Raw genomic sequence first — 17231 nt, 5'->3', positions numbered from 1 at the left:
TCAGGACGTCATTGTCCCAGCGCCTCGAGCCGGCGATCGAGTTCCTCGCCAAAGCGCTCGATGAACATGAGGGCTCTCAGTTCGGCGGCGGCGGCCGGGCCGTCGGCGCGCTGGTCGAGGGCGGCCTCGAGCGCGCGCAGATGGCGCTGGCGATCGGCCTGGACCTCGCGCGCGATGGCGTCGATCGCCGCCGCGTCGCGCGCCTCGTCGAGTTCCTCGCGCCAGTGCATCTGCTGCATCAGGAAGGCGGGCGGCATCGCGGTGTTGTTGGCTGCACCGACCGGCGCGCCGAGCAGCTCGCACAGCAGCGCCGCACGCTGCAGCGGATCGCGCAGCCGGCGCTGGGCCTCGTTGACGCGCACCGCCCATTGCATCGCGATGCGCTGCGCGGCGGCGCCTTCGCTGGCAAAGCGGTCCGGGTGCACGCGCGCCTGCAGCGACTTCCAGCGCGCATCGACCTCGCTGCGCTCCAGCGCAAAGCGGCGCGGCAGGCCGAACAGCGAGAAGTCGTCGGCGTCGATGGCAAGCAGGGGCTCGGGCGCGTTCATGCCAGTCGCTTTTCGTAGAACAGGCTCAGGCCGTTGTCGGGGTAGCCGCCAAAGGTGCCGCGCAGCGTGTAGCCGGCGCGCTCGTAGAGGCGCACCGCCTCGAGCTGGTCGCGCCCGGTCTCGAGCAGCGCAAGTGGCAGGTCGCGCTCGCCGGCCGCGTCTTCCAGCGCCGCCAGCAGCCGCGCGCCGATGCGCTGGCCGCGCGCTGCGGGCTGCACCATCATTCGCTTGATCTCTGCATAGGGCCGGCCGCTGGTATCGGCCTCGCCGGGCATCGCGCGAAGCGCGCCGCAGCCGAGCAGCGACTCGCCCTGCCAGGCGCCGAGGAAGACGATGTCCGGCGCCAGCAGCGCCTCGATGCCGAGGATGTGGTTGTCCTCGGGGGCGTAAAGGCTGGCGAGGTAGCTGTCGAGCTGGTCAAGCAGTTCGCGCACCGTTGCCTCGTCCGGACGAGTGGGCCGGATCGACAAAGCAAAAGGCGCGGCATCTGCCGCGCCCGTCGTGAAGCCCATGCTGAAACTCAGATGCGGAACGATTCGCCGCAGCCGCAGCGGTCGCGCTCGTTCGGGTTGTGGAACTTGAAGCCCTCGTTGAGGCCTTCGCGCACGAAGTCGAGCTCGGTGCCCTCGATGTAGGGCAGGCTCTTCGGGTCGACCAGCACCTTCACGCCATGCTGCTCGAAGACCACGTCCTCGGGCTGCGCCTCGTCGGCGTACTCGAGCTTGTAGGCCAGGCCCGAGCAGCCGGTGGTCTTGACGCCTAGGCGCACGCCCACGCCCTTGCCGCGGCGGGCAAGGTAGCGGGTGACGTGCTTGGCGGCGGCTTCGGTCAGCGTGACGGGCATCGCGACTCCGACCTCAAGCTGCCGCGCCGTGGCGCGCCTTGTAGTCGTCGACGGCAGCCTTGATCGCGTCCTCGGCCAGGATCGAACAGTGGATCTTGACCGGCGGCAGCGCCAGTTCGGCGGCGATCTGGGTGTTCTTGATCGTCACCGCCTCGTCGAGCGTCTTGCCCTTGACCCATTCGGTGACCAGCGAGCTCGACGCGATCGCCGAGCCGCAGCCATAGGTCTTGAAGCGCGCGTCCTCGATCACACCGGTCTGCGGGTTGACCTTGATCTGGAGCTTCATCACGTCGCCGCAGGCAGGAGCGCCGACCATGCCGGTGCCGACCGTCGCGTCGCCCTTGTCGAAGGATCCGACGTTGCGCGGGTTCTCGTAATGCTCGATGACTTTTTCGCTGTAGGCCATGATGACCTCCTTCGGGAGTATTCCGGTTTATGTCAGTGGGCGGCCCACTGGATGGTGCTGATGTCGATGCCGTCCTGGTGCATCTCCCACAGCGGCGAGAGTTCGCGCAGCTTGGCCACGTTGTGGCGGATGGTGCTGATCGCGTAGTCGACTTCTTCTTCGGTCGTGAAACGGCCGATCGTGATGCGCAGGCTCGAATGCGCCAGCTCGTCGCTGCGGCCCAGGGCCCGCAGCACATAACTCGGCTCCAGGCTGGCCGAGGTGCAGGCCGAACCGGAGCTGACCGCCAGGCCCTTGATGCCCATGATCAGCGACTCGCCTTCGACGAAGTTGAAGCTCATGTTGACGTTGTGCGGCACGCGCCTGGTGGCGTGGCCGTTGAGGAAGGTCTGCTCGATGTCCGACAGGCCCGCCAGCAGGCGCTGTTGCAGCGCGCGGATCTTCGGCAACTCGACGCCCATCTCCTCGCGCGCGATGCGGAAGGCCTCGCCCATGCCGACGCACTGGTGCGTCGGCAGCGTGCCCGAGCGCAGTCCGCGCTCGTGGCCGCCGCCGTGCATCTGCGCCTCCAGGCGCACGCGCGGCTTGCGCCGTACGTAGAGCGCGCCGATGCCCTTCGGGCCGTAGCTCTTGTGCGAGGCCAGGCTCATCAGGTCGACCGGCAGCGTGGCGAGGTCGATCTCGACCTTGCCCGTAGCCTGCGCCGCGTCCACATGGAAGACGATGCCGCGCTCGCGACAGATCGCGCCGATCGCCGCCACGTCCTGCACCACGCCGATCTCGTTGTTGACGAACATCACCGAGGCCAGGATCGTGTCCGGTCGCAGCGCGGCCTTGAACTTCTCGAGGTCGAGCAGGCCGTCTTCCTGCACCTCGAGGTACGTGACCTCGAAGCCCTGGCGCTCCAGCTCGCGCATCGTGTCGAGCACCGCCTTGTGCTCGGTCTTGACCGTCACCAGGTGCTTGCCGCGGGTCTTGTAGAACTGCGCCGCACCCTTGATCGCGAGGTTGTTGCTCTCGGTGGCGCCCGAGGTCCAGACGATCTCGCGCGGGTCGGCACCGATCAGCGCGGCCACGTTCTCGCGCGCCTTCTCGACCGCCTCTTCCGCTTCCCAGCCCCAGGCGTGGCTGCGCGAGGCCGGGTTGCCGAAGTGCTCGCGCAACCAGGGAATCATCGCGTCGACCACGCGCGGGTCCACCGGGCTGGTGGCGCCGTAGTCCATGTAGATCGGGAAGTGAGGAGTCATGTCCATGGCGGGCTCGTCCCTGAGTACGAAGGGATGGCTGGCGAGATGCTTATTTGTTGAAGGCGTTGCCGAGGGCGAAAACCGAGTTCGGCGCGGTGATCTTGATCGGCTTGACCACCGGTGCACTCGAGATGGCGCGCTTGATCGGCGCTTCCTCGATCGAGATGCCCTTGGCCAGCTGTTCGTCGACCAGCTTGCGCAATGAGATCGAGTCGAGGTACTCGATCATCTTCTTGTTCAGGCTGGCCCACAGGTCGTGCGTCATGCACTTGCCGGTGTCGTCGCCCATGCAGTTTTCCTTGCCACTGCAGCCGGTGGCGTCGATCGGCTCGTCGACCGCGACGATGATGTCGGCCACGGTGATGTCGTCCGACTTGCGGCCCAGCGAGTAGCCGCCGCCGGGGCCACGGGTGCTCTCGACCAGCTCGCTGCGGCGCAGCTTGCCAAACAGTTGCTCGAGGTAGGACAGCGAGATCTGCTGGCGCGCACTGATCGCGGCCAGCGCTACCGGACCGGTGTGCTCGCGCAGCGCGAGATCGATCATGGCGGTGACGGCGAAGCGGCCTTTGGTGGTGAGACGCATGACGAACTCCTTGGACTGGCTACCGGCCGATGGACCGGCCGGCTTGCTTGCCTCATGCTCAACCGGCTAATCCCGACTGATTAACTCGATTATAGGGGAAAGCGCGCGGTTTGGTCGGCGGACCGGGCGCCGGTTGCCCTACCGAGAGCCGAGCGTCCTGGACAAATCGTCGAGCAGCCCCTCGCACGCCAGTTCCACCAGGTCGAGCACGCGCTCGAAACCGGCCGCACCGCCGCTGTAGGGGTCCGGCACGATCTCGGTGCCGGCCGCCGGGGCGTACTCCATCAGTCGCCGCAGCCGTGGCTTGAAGCGCGGGTGCGGGCAGGCGTCTTCGAGCAGCGCCAGGTTGTCCCAGTCCATCGCCAGCAGCAGGTCGAAGCGCTCGAAGTCGGCGTCGACCACCTCGCGCGCCCGCTGTGCGGAGAGATCGATGCCGCGCCGCAGCGCGTGGCGCTGGCTGCGCTCGTCGGGCGGATTGCCGACGTGGTAGCGGTGCGTCCCTGCCGAATCGACCTCGACCAGGCCGTCCAGCCCGGCAGCCTGCAACTTGTGGCGCAGCACGCCCTCGGCGGTCGGACTGCGGCAGATGTTGCCCATGCAAACCATCAGGATGCGAAACGGCGGCCGCCGCGCATCGCCGCTCATCGCTTCTGACCTCCGGCGATCGGCAGCACGTTGTCATGGCCCGCGCCGCCGAAGACCTGCTCGCGCAGGATCGCGAGCTGGTCGCGCACCCGCGCCGCCTTCTCGAATTCGAGGTTCTTGGCGTGCTCGAGCATCTGCTTCTCGAGCTGCTTGATGCGGCGGCCGACGTCCTTCTCGCTGAGCGCCTCGAACTCGGCAGCCTGCAGCGCCTTCTGGTCGTCCTTGGCCTGCGCCGAATAGACGCCGTCGATCATGTCGCGCACCTGCTTCTTGATGCCGATCGGCGTGATGCCGTGCTCGAGGTTGAACGCGACCTGCTTGGCACGCCGGCGCTCGGTCTCGTCGATCGCCTTGCGCATCGACTCGGTGATGCGGTCGGCGTAGAGGATCGCGCGGCCGTTGACGTTGCGCGCGGCTCGGCCGATGGTCTGGATCAGGCTGCGCTCGGCGCGCAAGAAGCCTTCCTTGTCGGCGTCGAGGATCGCCACCAGCGAGACCTCGGGGATGTCGAGCCCCTCGCGCAGCAGGTTGATGCCGACCAGCACGTCGAAGGTACCCAGGCGCAGGTCGCGCAGGATCTCCACGCGCTCGACGGTGTCGATGTCGCTGTGCAGGTAGCGCACCTTGACGCCGTTGTCGGCGAGGTAGTCGGTGAGCTGCTCGGCCATGCGCTTGGTCAGCGTGGTGATCAGCACCCGCTCGTTGACCTTCACGCGCTCGTGGATCTCCTGCAGGACGTCGTCCACCTGGTGCGTGGCCGGCCGCACCTCGACGATCGGATCGACCAGCCCGGTCGGCCGCACCAGTTGCTCGACGACCTTGCCCGCATGCTGCTGCTCGTAGGCGGCCGGCGTGGCCGAGACGAACACCGCCTGGCGCATCTTGCGTTCGAACTCCTCGAACTTGAGCGGCCGGTTGTCCATCGCGCTCGGCAGCCGGAAGCCGTACTCGACCAGCGTCTGCTTGCGCGCGCGGTCGCCGTTGTACATGCCACCGAACTGGCCGATCAGCACGTGGCTCTCGTCGAGGAACATCAGCGCGTCGGGCGCCAGGTAGTCGACCAGCGTCGGCGGCGGCTCGCCGGGCGCGGCGCCCGAGAGATGGCGCGAGTAGTTCTCGATGCCCTTGCAGTGACCCACCTCCTGCAGCATTTCCAGGTCGAAGCGGGTGCGCTGTTCCAGGCGCTGGGCCTCGACCAGCTTGCCCATGCCGACCAGTTCGGCCAGGCGGGTGCGCAGCTCTTCCTTGATCGCGTCGGCCGCGGCCAGCACGCGCTCGCGCGGCGTCACGTAATGGCTGCTGGGGTAGACCGTGAAGCGCGGGATCTTCTGGCGGATCTTGCCGGTCAGCGGATCGAACAGGCTCAGCGCCTCGACCTCGTCATCGAAGAGCTCGATGCGGATCGCCATCTCCATGTGCTCGGCCGGGAACACGTCGATGGTGTCGCCGCGCACGCGGAAGGTGCCGCGCGAGAAGTCCACGTCGTTGCGCGTGTACTGCATGCGGATCAGCTGCGCGATCACGTCGCGCTGGCCGAACTTGTCGCCGGTGCGCAGCGTCATCACCATCTGGTGGTAGTCGCTCGGGTTGCCGATGCCGTAGATCGCGCTGACGCTGGCGACGATGATCACGTCGCGTCGCTCGAGCAGACTCTTGGTGGCCGAGAGCCGCATCTGCTCGATGTGCTCGTTGATCGCGCTGTCCTTCTCGATGAACAGGTCGCGCTGCGGCACGTAGGCCTCGGGTTGGTAGTAGTCGTAGTAGCTGACGAAGTACTCGACCGCGTTCTTCGGAAAGAACTCGCGGAACTCGCTGTAGAGCTGCGCCGCCAGCGTCTTGTTCGGCGCGAACACGATCGCCGGCCGGCCGGTGCGCGCGATCACGTTGGCCATCGTGAAGGTCTTGCCGGAACCGGTCACGCCGAGCAGGGTCTGGAACACTTCGCCGTCGCCGATGCCCTCGACCAGCTGGTCGATCGCGGTCGGCTGGTCGCCGGCCGGCGGATAGGGCTGGAACAGCTGGTAGGGCGAGCCCTCGAAGCTGACGAATTCGCCTGCGGCCGGCGGCTCCGCGGACGGGGCCTCGACAACTGCAGCAAGTTCGATCGGCTCGGCCATGGCTTTAAACTCCGGGTGATCCCTAGGGCGACGGGAAACCCGCCAGCGTAGCCGAAATGGCCGCCCGTCACCCGCGCCGGATCAGCCTACCCAACTCCTGCCTGCCGAGCCCGCAATGTCCCAGAGCCTGTTTGCCGCCGTCGAGATGGCGCCCCGCGACCCGATCCTGGGTCTGAACGAACAGTTCAACGCCGACCCGAACCCGGCCAAGGTCAACCTCGGCGTCGGCGTCTACTACGACGAGAACGGCAAACTGCCCCTGCTCAAGTGCGTCGCGACGGCCGAGAAGCAACTGGTCGAGGCCGCCAAGCCGCGTGGCTATCTGCCCATCGATGGCATCGCTGTCTATGACAAGGCAGTTCAGGGCCTGGTCTTCGGCGCAGCGCACGAGGCCGTCACCAGCGGCCGCATCGCGACCGTCCAGGGCCTGGGCGGTACCGGCGGGCTGAAGATCGGCGCCGACTTCCTCAAGCGCCTGAACCCTGCCGCCAAGGTGCTGATCAGCGATCCGAGCTGGGAGAACCACCGCGCGCTGTTCACCAACGCCGGCTTCGCGGTCGAGGCCTACCCGTACTACGACGCCGCCGCGCGCGGCATCGACTTCGTCGCGATGCTGGCCGCGCTGCAGGCGGCGCCGGCCGGCACCATCGTCGTGCTGCACGCTTGCTGCCACAACCCGACCGGCTACGACCTCAGCCCGGTGCAGTGGCTGCAGGTGATCGAGGTGCTCAAGTCGCGCCAGCTGGTGCCCTTCCTCGACATGGCCTACCAGGGCTTCGGCCAAGGCATCGCCGAGGACGGCGCGGTGATCGAGCGTTTCCTCGAGGCCGGCATCGACTTCTTCGTCTCGACCAGCTTTTCCAAGAGCTTCAGCCTCTATGGCGAGCGGGTCGGCGCGCTGAGCGTGGTCTGCGAAAGCAAGGACGAGGCCGCACGCGTGCTGAGCCAGCTCAAGATCGTGATCCGCACCAACTACAGCAACCCGCCGACCTTCGGCGCCCAGGTCGTCGCCACCGTGCTCACCACGCCGGCGCTGCGCGCGCTGTGGGAGGAAGAACTGGCCGGCATGCGGGTGCGCATCAAGGCGATGCGCGAGTTGCTGGTCACCAAGCTGAAGGCGGCCGGCGTCAAGGAAGACCTGAGCTTCATCACCCGCCAGCAGGGCATGTTCAGCTATTCGGGCCTCAACGCGGCCCAGATGCAGCGCCTGCGCGGCGAGTTCGGGATCTACGGTGTCGACTCCGGCCGCATCTGCGTGGCCGCGCTCAACGAGCACAACATCGGCGCCGTGGCCAAGGCGATGGCGGCGGTCGTCTGAACCAGCGATTCGCCCCGCAAACGACCGCGCCCGGCGCGGTCGTTGTGTTTGCGGCGTCCGGATTGCACTTCTTTGCAATTGCCGCGCCCTTTTGTCGCCGCACCCGATGCACCGAAACCGGGGCTGGTGCGTTAAGCAGTGACGGGCCGCCCCCGCGGCCCGCGGATTGTTCGGATGAACCGCTCCCCCTTGCGACTCCATTTCGGCGCCCTCGCCGCCACCGCGCTGGCGCTGCTGCTCGGTGCCTGCACCACGGTCGCTTCCTCGCAGACCGGGGCGCCGCAAGACGACAACGTCGTCGATCCGCCGGCGCGCGTCGGCCGCCTGAGCGCCATGCAGGGCGAGGTGCAGATCACCTCCGAGCCGCAAGGCACCTGGGAGCCGGCGCGCCTGAACTGGCCGCTGACCACGCAAAGCATGCTGTTCGTGCCGCCTGCCGGCCGCGCCGAGACGCGCATCGGCAGCACCGCGGTGCGCCTGGACGGCAACACCCAGGCCGCCTTTGCCCAACTCGACGACCACGCGATCGCGATCGACGTCGTCCAGGGCACCGTGCGCAGTCGGCTGCGCACGCTCTACAGCGGCGACCGCTTCAGCCTCGCCGCCGACGGCGTGCGCGCCGAGGCGCTGCAACCCGGCGACTATCGCGCCAGCTTCCAGCCCGAGCGGCGCGCCTTCACGGTGGCGGTGCTGGCCGGCCGGCTACGCGTGGTCACGCCGAGCAACACGATCGAGCTCACGCCCGGACAGGAGGCCACCATCGAGCGCGGCGGCGCCACGCTGCAACTGGCGCAGGCGGCCGGCGACACGCCCTTCGACCAGTGGGCCGAGGCGCGCGACCAGGCCCAGGAGCGGCTGGCCGCGTCGCGCTATGTCTCGCCCGAGGTCACCGGCGTCGAGTCGCTCGACGAACACGGTCACTGGATGGTCGACAACGTCTACGGCAACGTCTGGTTCCCGACCGTCGTCGCCCCGGGTTGGGCGCCGTACCGCTACGGCCGCTGGGTCTACCTGCGGCCCTGGGGCTACACCTGGGTCGACGATTCGCCCTGGGGCTACGCCCCGTTCCACTACGGCCGCTGGTCGCAGTTCGGTGGCCGCTGGGGCTGGGTGCCAGGCCCGATGGCGGCGCGACCGGTGTGGTCGCCGGCGCTGGTCGGCTTCGTCGGCGGTGGTGGTGGTTACGCGAGCGTCAACATCTCGATCGGCGGCGGGTCGCCGGTCGGCTGGTTCCCGCTCGCGCCGACCGAGATCTACCGCCCCTGGTACCGCTACTCGCCGCGCTATGTGCAGCAGTACAACGTGGTCAACGTGACGAACGTCAGAAACGTCAACGTGATCGCACCACCACAGCGGCCGGGCTTCCCGGTCACAGGCGATCGCCGCGCGCGCATCCCCGAGAACCAGCCGGGCCGTCCAGACGCACCGGCCTACCGCTACGCGCAGCGGCCCGAGGCACTGACCGTGGTCGGTGACGAGGTGATGCGCGGACGCCGCCCGGTGGGCGCGGAGCGCGTGCAGCTCACGCCGGCCCAGGCCGCCCAACTGCGCCCGATCGCGGTGGCGCCCGGTGCGCTGCCCGCGCCGCCGGCGCAGTCCAACGGCGCGGCGCCGGGGCTTGGTCCCCAGCGACCCTGGCTGCCACCGGCGGCGGTCGTGCCCCGGCCGCAGGAGCAACAGCCGCGCCCGCCGACGCTCGCCGTGCCGCAGCAGCCGAGCATCGAGCCACAGCAGCAGCCGCGCCCGCTGCCCAACTACGGACGCCCGGGGCGCTTCGAGGACGAGCGCCAGAGGCCGCAGCGGCCGGCGCCTTCGACGGCCCCCGCCGAACCCGGCCGCGGCGCCGAGGCGACGCTCCGCCAACCGCCGCAGTGGTCGAATCGACCGGGCCGAGAGGACCGGCAGCCACCACAGCAACAGGTGATACCGCAGTCGCCGTCGCAGGCCATGCCGCAGCCGGGTCGCCCGCCGGTGCAGGCCGAGCAGCGGGCACCGGCGCAGATGCCGATGCCGGCGGCGCGGCCGCCGCAGGGCGAGGTCCCGCGTCCCGCACCGCCCGCCGATGGCGAGCGCCGTGCCAAGGCGCACGACAACGAGCGTGACAAGGAGCGTGCAAGGGATCGCGACGGCTCGACACGACGCGCGGAGCGCTGAGTCCCGAGGCGCCGCGCGTGCAGGCGCGGGCATGGTCGTGACGAAATGCCGGCGCCCCGCGAGGAACGTGAATTTCGTCGCTCGCACGGCCCCTTGTCGCGTCCGGGACAGCGGGCTTCCCCTGTCGATTGGAGGCGCCACTCGAGGGCTTGCGTCCCTAGAATGCGGCAGTGCACCATGAGTGCACTTGTCTTCTTGTGCGTTCTCCCGGAGCCCCGCCATGCTGTACCAGTTCTACGAAGCTCAGCGCGCGATGCTCAGCCCCTTCGCCGAGTTCGCCAGCGCCACCGCCAAGCTCTACAGCCATCCGCTGTCACCCTTTGCCCAAGGCCCCGGCGCGCAGCGCATGGCCGCCGGCTATGACCTGATGCACCGGCTGACCAAGGAGTACGAGAAGCCCGAGTTCGGCATCACCGGCATCTCGGTCGATGGCACCGAGATCGCGGTGCAGCAGCTGACTGCGCTCGCCAAGCCCTTCTGCCGACTGCTGCGCTTCAAGCGCTACACCGACGACGCGCGGATGCTCGAGAAGATGCGCGCCCAGCCCACCGTGCTGGTGGTGGCGCCGCTCTCGGGCCACCACTCGACGCTGCTGCGCGACACCGTGCGCACGCTGCTGAAGGACCACAAGGTCTACATCACCGACTGGATCGACGCCCGCATGGTGCCGCTCGAGGCCGGCGCCTTCCATCTCGACGACTACGTCCGCTACGTGCAGGAGTTCATCCGCCATGTCGGCGGCGACGTCAACGTGATCTCGGTCTGCCAGCCCACGGTGCCGGTGCTGGCGGCGATCAGCCTGATGGCCTCGGCCGGCGAGACCACGCCGCGCACGATGGTGATGATGGGCGGCCCGATCGATGCCCGCCGCTCGCCGACCGCGGTCAACAACCTTGCGACCAACAAGAGCCACAGCTGGTTCGAGAACAACGTGATCTACCGCGTGCCGCAGAACTTCCCGGGCGCCGGCCGTCGCGTCTACCCCGGCTTCCTGCAGCACACAGGCTTCGTCGCGATGAACCCGGATCGCCACGTCACCTCGCACTACGACTACTTCCTCGACCTGGTGCGCGGCGACGACGACAGCGCCGACGCCCACCGCACTTTCTACGACGAGTACAACGCGGTGCTCGACCTGCCGGCCGAGTACTACCTCGACACGATCAAGACCGTGTTCCAGGACTACGCGCTGGTCAACGGCACCTGGACCGTCGCCGGCAAGCCGGTGCGGCCGCAGGACATCACGAGCACCGCGCTGCTGACGGTCGAAGGCGAGCTCGACGACATCTCCGGCGCCGGCCAGACCCACGCCGCGCACGATCTCTGCGCCGGCATTCCGCAGTCGCGCCAGCAGCGCTACGACGTGGTCGGTGCCGGTCATTACGGCATCTTCTCGGGCCGCCGCTGGCGCGAGCATGCCTACCCGCAGATCCGCGACTTCATCGTGCAGCACCAGCAGGCGCCGCAGCCGCGCCGCGCTGCGGTGAAGACCACGACGGCCGCGCCGGCCGGCAAGAAGGCGGCAGCGCCGCGAAAGCGCGCGCTCGCCAAGGCGTGACCACGGCCGCGGCGCCCGGCGTCGTCGAAGCGATCGACGCCGCGCTGCCGCAGACCCAGTGCACGCGCTGCGGCTATCCCGACTGCCGCGCCTACGCCGAGGCGATCGCCGATGGCAGCGCCGGGATCAACCGCTGTCCGCCGGGGGGCGCCGAAGGCGTCGCGCGGCTGTCTGCGCTGACCGGCCGGCCGCCGCTGCCACTTGACCCTGATTGCGGCGCCGAGGGCCCGCTGCGGCTGGCGCTGATCGACGAGGCCTGGTGCATCGGCTGCACGCTGTGCATCACGGCCTGCCCGGTCGACTGCATCGTCGGCAGCAACAAGCGCATGCACACCGTGATCAGCGCCCAGTGCACCGGCTGCGAACTGTGCGTGCCGGCCTGCCCGGTCGACTGCATCTCGATGGTCGCGGTCGACGCCGGTTCCGATGCACCGACCGGCTGGGCCGCGTGGGGTCCGCAGCAGGCGAGCGATGCGCGACGGCGCTATCGCGCCACCACGGCGCGCCGCGCGCGCGCCAGGACCGAGCACGACGAACGTCTGGCCGCCAAGGCTGCAGCCAAACTGGCCGACCTCGCGACCGCATCGACGCTGACGGACCCTTCGGCGCTCGATCGCAAGCGCGCGCTGGTCGAGGCCGCGATGGCGCGCGCCAGAGCTCGTCGCGACGAGTCCTGAACAGCCGGCACAATGCCGGCGCATGAAGATGAACAGCGCCGACATCGAGCCCTTCTTCGCGACGCTGAAGGCGGCCAATCCGCAGCCGCAGACCGAGCTGGAATACAGCAGCGTGTTCGAGTTGCTGGCCGCGGTGCTGCTGTCGGCTCAAGCCACCGACGTCGGCGTCAACAAGGCGACGCGACGGCTGTTTCCGGTGGCCAACACGCCGAGCAAGATCCTCGCGCTCGGGGTCGAGGGCCTGGGCGAGTACATCAAGACCATCGGCCTCTATCGCAACAAGGCAAAGCACCTGATCGAGACCTGCCGCATCCTGGTCGAGCAGCATGGTGGCGAGGTGCCGCGCAGCCGCGAGGCGCTCGAGGCGCTGCCCGGCGTCGGCCGCAAGACGGCCAACGTGGTGCTCAACGTCGCCTTCGGCGAGGCGACGATGGCGGTCGACACCCACATCTTCCGCGTCGGCAACCGCACCGGCCTGGCATCCGGCAAGACGCCGCTGGCGGTGGAACAGCAACTGATGAAGCGGGTGCCGGCGGCCTACCTGGTCGACGCCCACCACTGGCTGATCCTGCATGGGCGCTATGTCTGCCAGGCAAGGAAGCCGCTGTGCTGGCAATGCGGGGTGGCGGCGTGGTGCAGTTTCAAGCCGAAGACGCCGGCGCCGGCGGCATGAGGGCCGCTGCGTTCGTGCTGGCGGCTCTGCTGGCCGTGACTGCGGCACACGCCGCACCGGTGAGCACCACGGATGATCTTGGCAACACGATCACGCTGCCGCAGCCGGCGCGGCGCGTCGTGTCGCTCGCGCCGCACCTGACCGAACTCGCCTACGCCGCCGGCGGCGGAGCCGCGCTGGTCGGCGTCGGCCGCTACGGCGACTATCCGGCCGCGGTGCGCAAACTACCTCAGGTGGGCGATGCCTACGCGCTCAATCTCGAGGCGATCGCGGCGCTGAAGCCGGACCTGGTTCTGCTGTGGGGCAGCGGCACCAACGAACGCGCCAAGGCGCAGTTGCGAGCGCTGAGGATTCCGGTCTACGAGAGCGAGATCCGCAGCGTCGAGGGCATCGCGAGCGCGCTGCGCGCGATCGGTGCGCTGCTCGGCACCGAGCCGGCCGCGCAGGCCGCCGCCGGACAGTTGCAGCTCGACTGGCAGTCGCTCGGCGAACAGTATGCGAAGCGCGCTCCGGTGCGCGTCTTCTACCAGCTCTGGCACGAACCGCTGATGACGCTCAACGGCGAGCACCTGATCAGCAGCGCCATCGCCACCTGCGGCGGCGTCAACGTGTTTGCCACGCTGCCGACGCTGACCTCGACCGTGAGTTGGGAAGCCGCGGTCAAGGCCGACCCGCAACTGATCGCCACCGCCGGCGCCCAGGCCGACGACGCACACCTCGAAGGCTGGCAGCGCTTTTCATCGCGCGTCAGTGCGGTGCGCGACGGCCGCTACGCCCTGCTGCCCGGTGAACTGATCGCGCGCATGGGGCCGCGCTTCGTGCTCGGCGCGCGCCAGCTCTGCGAGGCGATCGACAAGGTGCGTTAGATCAAGCCCTCTGGTCGGGCAGCCACAGTCCCTGCACGCTGCGCCAGCGGCAGCGATAGACCTGTTCGAGCAGCGCGGCATCGAGCAACTCGGCGGCCGGGCCGGCATGCCAGCCACCGGCGCCGTCGTCGAGCAGCGCCAGCACGTGCGTGGCGGTGCGCGCGATCCAGTTGATGTCGTGCGCGCTGATCACCTGCGCGCTGCTCGCCGGCGCCGACGCGAGCCAGGCCGAGACCTGCAACTGGTGCGCCGGATCCTGGAAGGCGACCGGTTCGTCGAGCAGCAAGAGCGGCGCACCCTGCAACGCGGCCTGCGCCAGCGCCACCCGCTGTCGCTCACCACCCGAGAGTTCGAGCACGCTACGCGGCGCCAGCTCGGCCGCGTCGAGCGCCGACAGCGTGGCGTGCAGATCGCGGGCGCCCGGCACCACCGTGCACAGCGCCAGCAGCCGCGCCACCGGCAGCGCAAAGCGATCCTGCGCCTGCTGCGGCATGAAGGCGCGCACCGCGGCCGCGTCGGCCGGCGACCACTGCCGCTGTTCGCGGCCGAGCCACTGCACGCTGCCGCTGCGGGCCGGAACGTCGAGCCCGGCGAGCGCGCGCAGCAAGGTGCTCTTGCCGCTGGCGTTGCGGCCGATCACGCACCAGCGCTCGCCGCGGCGGACCTGCCAGTCGAGCTCATGAACAAGCAGCCGATCGCCGGCGCGCAGCGACAGCGCCTCGGTGGCAAGCAAGGGGGCGTAGCAGCTGCTCATGAACGCGGTCTCGCCAACAACACGATGAACACCGGCGCCCCGATCAGCGCCATCACCGCACCGACCGGCAGCTCCATCGGTGCGGCCACCAGGCGAGCCAGCAGATCGGCGCCGATCAGCAGCGCCGCACCGCCGAGTGCCGACAACGGCGCCAGCCAGCGCGTGCGCTGCACGCCGAGCAGGCGCAGCGTCTGCGGCACCACCAGGCCGACGAAGCCGACCGCGCCCGCGGTGGCCACCGCCAGTGCGGTGGCGAGCGCGGCCGCGACCAGCAACTCGAGCCGCAGCCGGCGTACCGGTTCGCCGAGCAGCGCCGCCGCCTCGCTGCCGATCAGCAGCCGGTCGACGCTGCGCTGGCGCGCCAGCAGCGCGAGCACCAGCAGCGCCGCGCCGAGCAGGCACCAGACACCGCCGCTCGCACCCGAGAGATCGCCAACCAGCCAGAAGATCGCGCCACGCAGGCGCTGGTCGGGCGTGATCGTCAGCAGCAGCGAGACCGCCGCACCGAACAGCGCCGCCAGCATCGCGCCGCTGAGGATCAGGCGAGCCGAGGCATCGTCGCTGGCCGCCAGCGCACGCCGCGCTATCAGCAGCAGCGCCCCGGCCGCCAGCAGCGCGCCGAGCGCGGCACCGAAGGCGAGGCTCAGGCCCAGGCTCAACGCCAGCAGAGCGCCCATCGCCGCGCCGCCCGAGGTGCCGAGCACGTAGGGATCGGCGAGCGGGTTGCGCAGCAGCACCTGCATCGCCAGCCCGGCCAGCGCCAGCAGCGCGCCGACACCGGCTGCCGCCGCCACGCGCGGTGCGCGCAGCACGACGATCAGTTCGGCATCGAGGCCGCCGGCGCCGAGCAACAGCGCCAGCGCGACCAGGCCCATGCTCGCCACGGCGAGCACGAGTGCGATCAGGCGCAGGCGGGTTGCGTCGGCTTCCATGCGGCGAGCACGCTACCTCAGCTGCCAGCCAAGCTGCACGAACACCCCGCGCGGCCGGCCGTTGTAGCCGTAGACCGGCTGGTACTCGCGGTCGAACAGGTTCTCGAGCGTTGCCTGCAGGCTCCAGTCGGCGTTGATGCGCCAGCGCGCGCTGGCGTCGAGCACGGTGTAGGCCTCGAGCGTGACGCCGCCGTTGTCGGGCCGGCTGCCGACGCGCTTGAGCGCGGCGTCGGCCGACCAGGCGTCGGCGTCGTAGCCGGCACGCAGCGCGAGCAGCTGACGCGGACGACGCAGCAGTTGCTGGCCGGTGGCGTCGTCGCTCGGATCCTGGAAGGTCGCTTCGCCATCGAGACGCCAGGCGCCGAGCTGCGTGCGCGCCGTCAGTTCGATGCCGCGGTTGCGCGCGCTGTCGATGTTCTGCGGCACGAAGTTGGCGTCGTTGGCGATCTTGTTCTCGTAGCGGGCGCCGAACAGCGTGGCGCGCAGCAGCGCGCCTTCGCCCTGCCACTGCAGCGCGAGGTCGGCATTGCGCGCGCGCTCGGGCACCAGGTTCGGGTTGCTGCAGGCGTAGCCGAAGGGCGAGCAGTCGAAGAACAGGAAGTCGAGCGTCGGCGGCGTGAAGCTCGAGGACAGCGTCGTCAACACGCTCAGCTCGCGGCCCAGGTTGAAGCGCGCCCCGAGCAGGCCGGTATTGGCGCCGCCGAAGTCGCTGGTGTCGTCGCGCCGCAGGTTGAGCTGCAGGCCGCCCCAGTCGGCATCGAAGCTGGCGCCGGCGCGCAGCGTGTTGGTGCGGCGCGAGGTCTGGGTGTAGGTCGGGTTGTCGGTCGACTGGCGCAGCTGCTCGCCGCCCAACTGGACGGTCAGGCCGGCGAGCGGCTTGCCGGTGAGGTCGATGACCGCCTGCCGGTTGTGCAACTCGTTGCCGAAGTCGAAGGGGCCGAAGGCGCCGACGGTGAAGTTCTCGCGCTTCTCGTCGTTCGCGCCGGCGCGCCAGGCCAGGGTCCAGTCGGGCAACAGGCGGTGGCTGCCGCGCAGCGCCAGCGCGCGCTGGGTGGTTTCGCTCAGATGCGTGTCGGTCGGGGTCGCGAAGGACGAGGGGTCGTCGTAGAGCGCCTTGCCGCTGAAGTAGTTGAAGTCGGCGCCGAGTTCCTGGCCTTCGGCCAGCGTGGCGTCGAGCGCGAGCGCGGCGTTGCGGCGCCGGTTGCCGTCGTCGTCGGGGTTGGCGTTCGGCGCGATCTGAGGGTTGGCGGCCGAGAAGCCGTCGCTGCGCTCGCCGCCGACGCTGAGCCGGCCACGGAACATGCCGTCGCCGGCACCGATGCTGGCGTTGGCGGCGCGCGTGGCCATGTTGCCAACACCGGCATTGACCGCAGCCGTGAAGCCGCCGCCGCGCCGCGTGAAGACCTGGATCACGCCGCCGGTGGCGTTGGCCCCGTGCAGTGCCGACAGGTTGCCGCGCACGACCTCGATGCGCTCGATCGCGTCGGTCGGAATCTGGGCGATCGCGGCCAGGCCGCTGGTGACGTCGGTGATCGGCACGCCGTCGATCAGCACCAGCGTGTCGCGCGAGTCGGCGCCGCGCAGCCGCACGGTGGCCAGCGTGCCGGGGCCGCCGAGCTGTTCGAGCTGGACCACGCCCAGCCGCGACAGCGCCGATGGCAGGTCGCGCACGCCGCTGCGCTCGATGTCCTCGCGCGTGATGACGCTGGTGGCGGCGAACTCGCTGCCAAGAGTGCGCGGCGCGATGAGGCCGGTGACCACCACCGGGCGCAGCGTCGACGACGCATCGGCGTCGGCAGCGATCGAGGAAATGGAGGCGCAGCAAAGCGCAACGGCGCAGCCGAGCCGCGAGAGCCTGGTCCGGGGGACCTTGAGGGAGGGATTCATGGAGAGGTCAACGGTGGCACTG

At 69.7% G+C, this 17231-nt stretch carries 17 protein-coding genes; 6 read left to right on the top strand and 11 right to left on the bottom strand.

Annotated features, from left to right (window positions below; genetic code table 11):
• Window positions 1-8: 8 nt before the first annotated feature.
• The 8 genes from hscB to uvrB form a co-directional block, all read right to left on the bottom strand.
• Window positions 9-548 (bottom strand): Fe-S protein assembly co-chaperone HscB, encoded by a 540-nt coding sequence (hscB, locus tag EV670_RS10310; protein WP_130431786.1) that lies wholly within the window; start codon window positions 546-548, stop codon window positions 9-11.
• The gene (locus EV670_RS10305) at window positions 545-982 is read right to left on the bottom strand and encodes a GNAT family N-acetyltransferase (RefSeq protein WP_242616912.1); all 438 of its coding nucleotides are present in this window, start codon (window positions 980-982) and stop codon (window positions 545-547) included. Before EV670_RS10305 ends, hscB begins: the two co-directional genes overlap by 4 nt.
• Window positions 983-1068: 86 nt before the next feature.
• Window positions 1069-1392 (bottom strand): iron-sulfur cluster assembly protein IscA, encoded by a 324-nt coding sequence (iscA, locus tag EV670_RS10300; RefSeq protein WP_130431784.1) that lies wholly within the window; start codon window positions 1390-1392, stop codon window positions 1069-1071.
• Between the two features lie 13 nt (window positions 1393-1405).
• The gene (iscU, locus tag EV670_RS10295; protein ID WP_130431783.1) at window positions 1406-1798 is read right to left on the bottom strand and encodes a Fe-S cluster assembly scaffold IscU; all 393 of its coding nucleotides are present in this window, start codon (window positions 1796-1798) and stop codon (window positions 1406-1408) included.
• 32 nt (window positions 1799-1830) lie between these two features.
• Window positions 1831-3051 carry an IscS subfamily cysteine desulfurase gene (locus EV670_RS10290; protein ID WP_130431782.1) on the bottom strand — a complete coding sequence of 407 codons (1221 nt, stop codon included), beginning with the start codon at window positions 3049-3051 and terminating at the stop codon, window positions 1831-1833.
• 43 nt (window positions 3052-3094) lie between these two features.
• Window positions 3095-3628 carry a Fe-S cluster assembly transcriptional regulator IscR gene (gene iscR, locus EV670_RS10285; protein ID WP_130431781.1) on the bottom strand — a complete coding sequence of 178 codons (534 nt, stop codon included), beginning with the start codon at window positions 3626-3628 and terminating at the stop codon, window positions 3095-3097.
• A gap of 138 nt (window positions 3629-3766) precedes the next feature.
• Complete coding sequence (locus EV670_RS10280) at window positions 3767-4273, bottom strand: low molecular weight protein-tyrosine-phosphatase (protein WP_130431780.1); 507 nt, start codon at window positions 4271-4273, stop codon at window positions 3767-3769.
• Window positions 4270-6390, bottom strand: coding sequence for an excinuclease ABC subunit UvrB (uvrB, locus tag EV670_RS10275; protein ID WP_130431779.1), 2121 nt, complete (start codon window positions 6388-6390; stop codon window positions 4270-4272). Before uvrB ends, EV670_RS10280 begins: the two co-directional genes overlap by 4 nt.
• Window positions 6391-6505: 115 nt before the next feature.
• Between uvrB and EV670_RS10270 the strand changes: the two genes are divergently transcribed.
• The 6 genes from EV670_RS10270 to EV670_RS10245 all read left to right on the top strand — a co-directional run bounded on the left by EV670_RS10270 (window position 6506) and on the right by EV670_RS10245 (window position 13636).
• Complete coding sequence (locus EV670_RS10270) at window positions 6506-7708, top strand: amino acid aminotransferase (protein ID WP_130431778.1); 1203 nt, start codon at window positions 6506-6508, stop codon at window positions 7706-7708.
• A 174-nt stretch (window positions 7709-7882) separates the two neighbouring features.
• Complete coding sequence (locus EV670_RS10265; RefSeq protein ID WP_130431777.1) at window positions 7883-9862, top strand: DUF6600 domain-containing protein; 1980 nt, start codon at window positions 7883-7885, stop codon at window positions 9860-9862.
• A 220-nt stretch (window positions 9863-10082) separates the two neighbouring features.
• A complete protein-coding gene (locus EV670_RS10260) occupies window positions 10083-11420 on the top strand; it encodes a polyhydroxyalkanoate depolymerase (RefSeq protein ID WP_242616911.1) in 1338 nt (445 codons plus the stop codon).
• Complete coding sequence (gene rsxB, locus EV670_RS10255; RefSeq protein ID WP_242616910.1) at window positions 11417-12097, top strand: electron transport complex subunit RsxB; 681 nt, start codon at window positions 11417-11419, stop codon at window positions 12095-12097. Before EV670_RS10260 ends, rsxB begins: the two co-directional genes overlap by 4 nt.
• Before the next feature lie 28 nt (window positions 12098-12125).
• A complete protein-coding gene (gene nth, locus EV670_RS10250) occupies window positions 12126-12770 on the top strand; it encodes an endonuclease III (RefSeq protein ID WP_130432774.1) in 645 nt (214 codons plus the stop codon).
• 59 nt (window positions 12771-12829) lie between these two features.
• Complete coding sequence (locus tag EV670_RS10245; protein ID WP_242616909.1) at window positions 12830-13636, top strand: helical backbone metal receptor; 807 nt, start codon at window positions 12830-12832, stop codon at window positions 13634-13636.
• Between the two features lies 1 nt (window position 13637).
• On the opposite strand, the gene EV670_RS10240 is transcribed toward EV670_RS10245, so the two are convergent.
• Genes EV670_RS10240 through EV670_RS10230 form a run of 3 tightly spaced genes read right to left on the bottom strand, consistent with a single transcriptional unit; the run spans window position 13638 to window position 17209 of the window.
• The gene (locus EV670_RS10240; protein ID WP_130431774.1) at window positions 13638-14390 is read right to left on the bottom strand and encodes an ABC transporter ATP-binding protein; all 753 of its coding nucleotides are present in this window, start codon (window positions 14388-14390) and stop codon (window positions 13638-13640) included.
• On the bottom strand, window positions 14387-15322 hold the full coding sequence (locus EV670_RS10235) for a FecCD family ABC transporter permease (RefSeq protein WP_130431773.1): 936 nt from the start codon (window positions 15320-15322) through the stop codon (window positions 14387-14389). Before EV670_RS10235 ends, EV670_RS10240 begins: the two co-directional genes overlap by 4 nt.
• Before the next feature lie 12 nt (window positions 15323-15334).
• Entirely contained in the window at window positions 15335-17209 is a 1875-nt protein-coding gene (locus tag EV670_RS10230; protein WP_130431772.1) for a TonB-dependent receptor plug domain-containing protein, read from the bottom strand.
• Window positions 17210-17231: the final 22 nt, after the last annotated feature.

It is taken from the genome of Rivibacter subsaxonicus (assembly GCF_004217215.1).
In the GTDB taxonomy this organism is placed as follows: domain Bacteria; phylum Pseudomonadota; class Gammaproteobacteria; order Burkholderiales; family Burkholderiaceae_C; genus Rivibacter; species Rivibacter subsaxonicus.
Note: the sequence above shows the minus strand (reverse complement) of the source record. Positions and strands in the feature narration are given on the sequence as shown.

Bases quoted from the DNA above. Each gene is read 5' to 3' on its own strand.
- hscB (WP_130431786.1), bottom strand. From the start codon at position 548: ATGAACGCGCCCGAGCCCCTGCTTGCCATCGACGCCGACGACTTCTCG.
- iscA (WP_130431784.1), bottom strand. From the start codon at position 1,392: ATGCCCGTCACGCTGACCGAAGCCGCCGCCAAGCACGTCACCCGCTAC.
- iscU (WP_130431783.1), bottom strand. From the start codon at position 1,798: ATGGCCTACAGCGAAAAAGTCATCGAGCATTACGAGAACCCGCGCAAC.
- EV670_RS10290 (WP_130431782.1), bottom strand. From the start codon at position 3,051: ATGGACATGACTCCTCACTTCCCGATCTACATGGACTACGGCGCCACC.
- iscR (WP_130431781.1), bottom strand. From the start codon at position 3,628: ATGCGTCTCACCACCAAAGGCCGCTTCGCCGTCACCGCCATGATCGAT.
- EV670_RS10280 (WP_130431780.1), bottom strand. From the start codon at position 4,273: ATGAGCGGCGATGCGCGGCGGCCGCCGTTTCGCATCCTGATGGTTTGC.
- uvrB (WP_130431779.1), bottom strand. From the start codon at position 6,390: ATGGCCGAGCCGATCGAACTTGCTGCAGTTGTCGAGGCCCCGTCCGCG.
- EV670_RS10270 (WP_130431778.1), top strand. From the start codon at position 6,506: ATGTCCCAGAGCCTGTTTGCCGCCGTCGAGATGGCGCCCCGCGACCCG.
- EV670_RS10265 (WP_130431777.1), top strand. From the start codon at position 7,883: ATGAACCGCTCCCCCTTGCGACTCCATTTCGGCGCCCTCGCCGCCACC.
- EV670_RS10260 (WP_242616911.1), top strand. From the start codon at position 10,083: ATGCTGTACCAGTTCTACGAAGCTCAGCGCGCGATGCTCAGCCCCTTC.
- nth (WP_130432774.1), top strand. From the start codon at position 12,126: ATGAACAGCGCCGACATCGAGCCCTTCTTCGCGACGCTGAAGGCGGCC.
- EV670_RS10240 (WP_130431774.1), bottom strand. From the start codon at position 14,390: ATGAGCAGCTGCTACGCCCCCTTGCTTGCCACCGAGGCGCTGTCGCTG.
- EV670_RS10235 (WP_130431773.1), bottom strand. From the start codon at position 15,322: ATGGAAGCCGACGCAACCCGCCTGCGCCTGATCGCACTCGTGCTCGCC.
- EV670_RS10230 (WP_130431772.1), bottom strand. From the start codon at position 17,209: ATGAATCCCTCCCTCAAGGTCCCCCGGACCAGGCTCTCGCGGCTCGGC.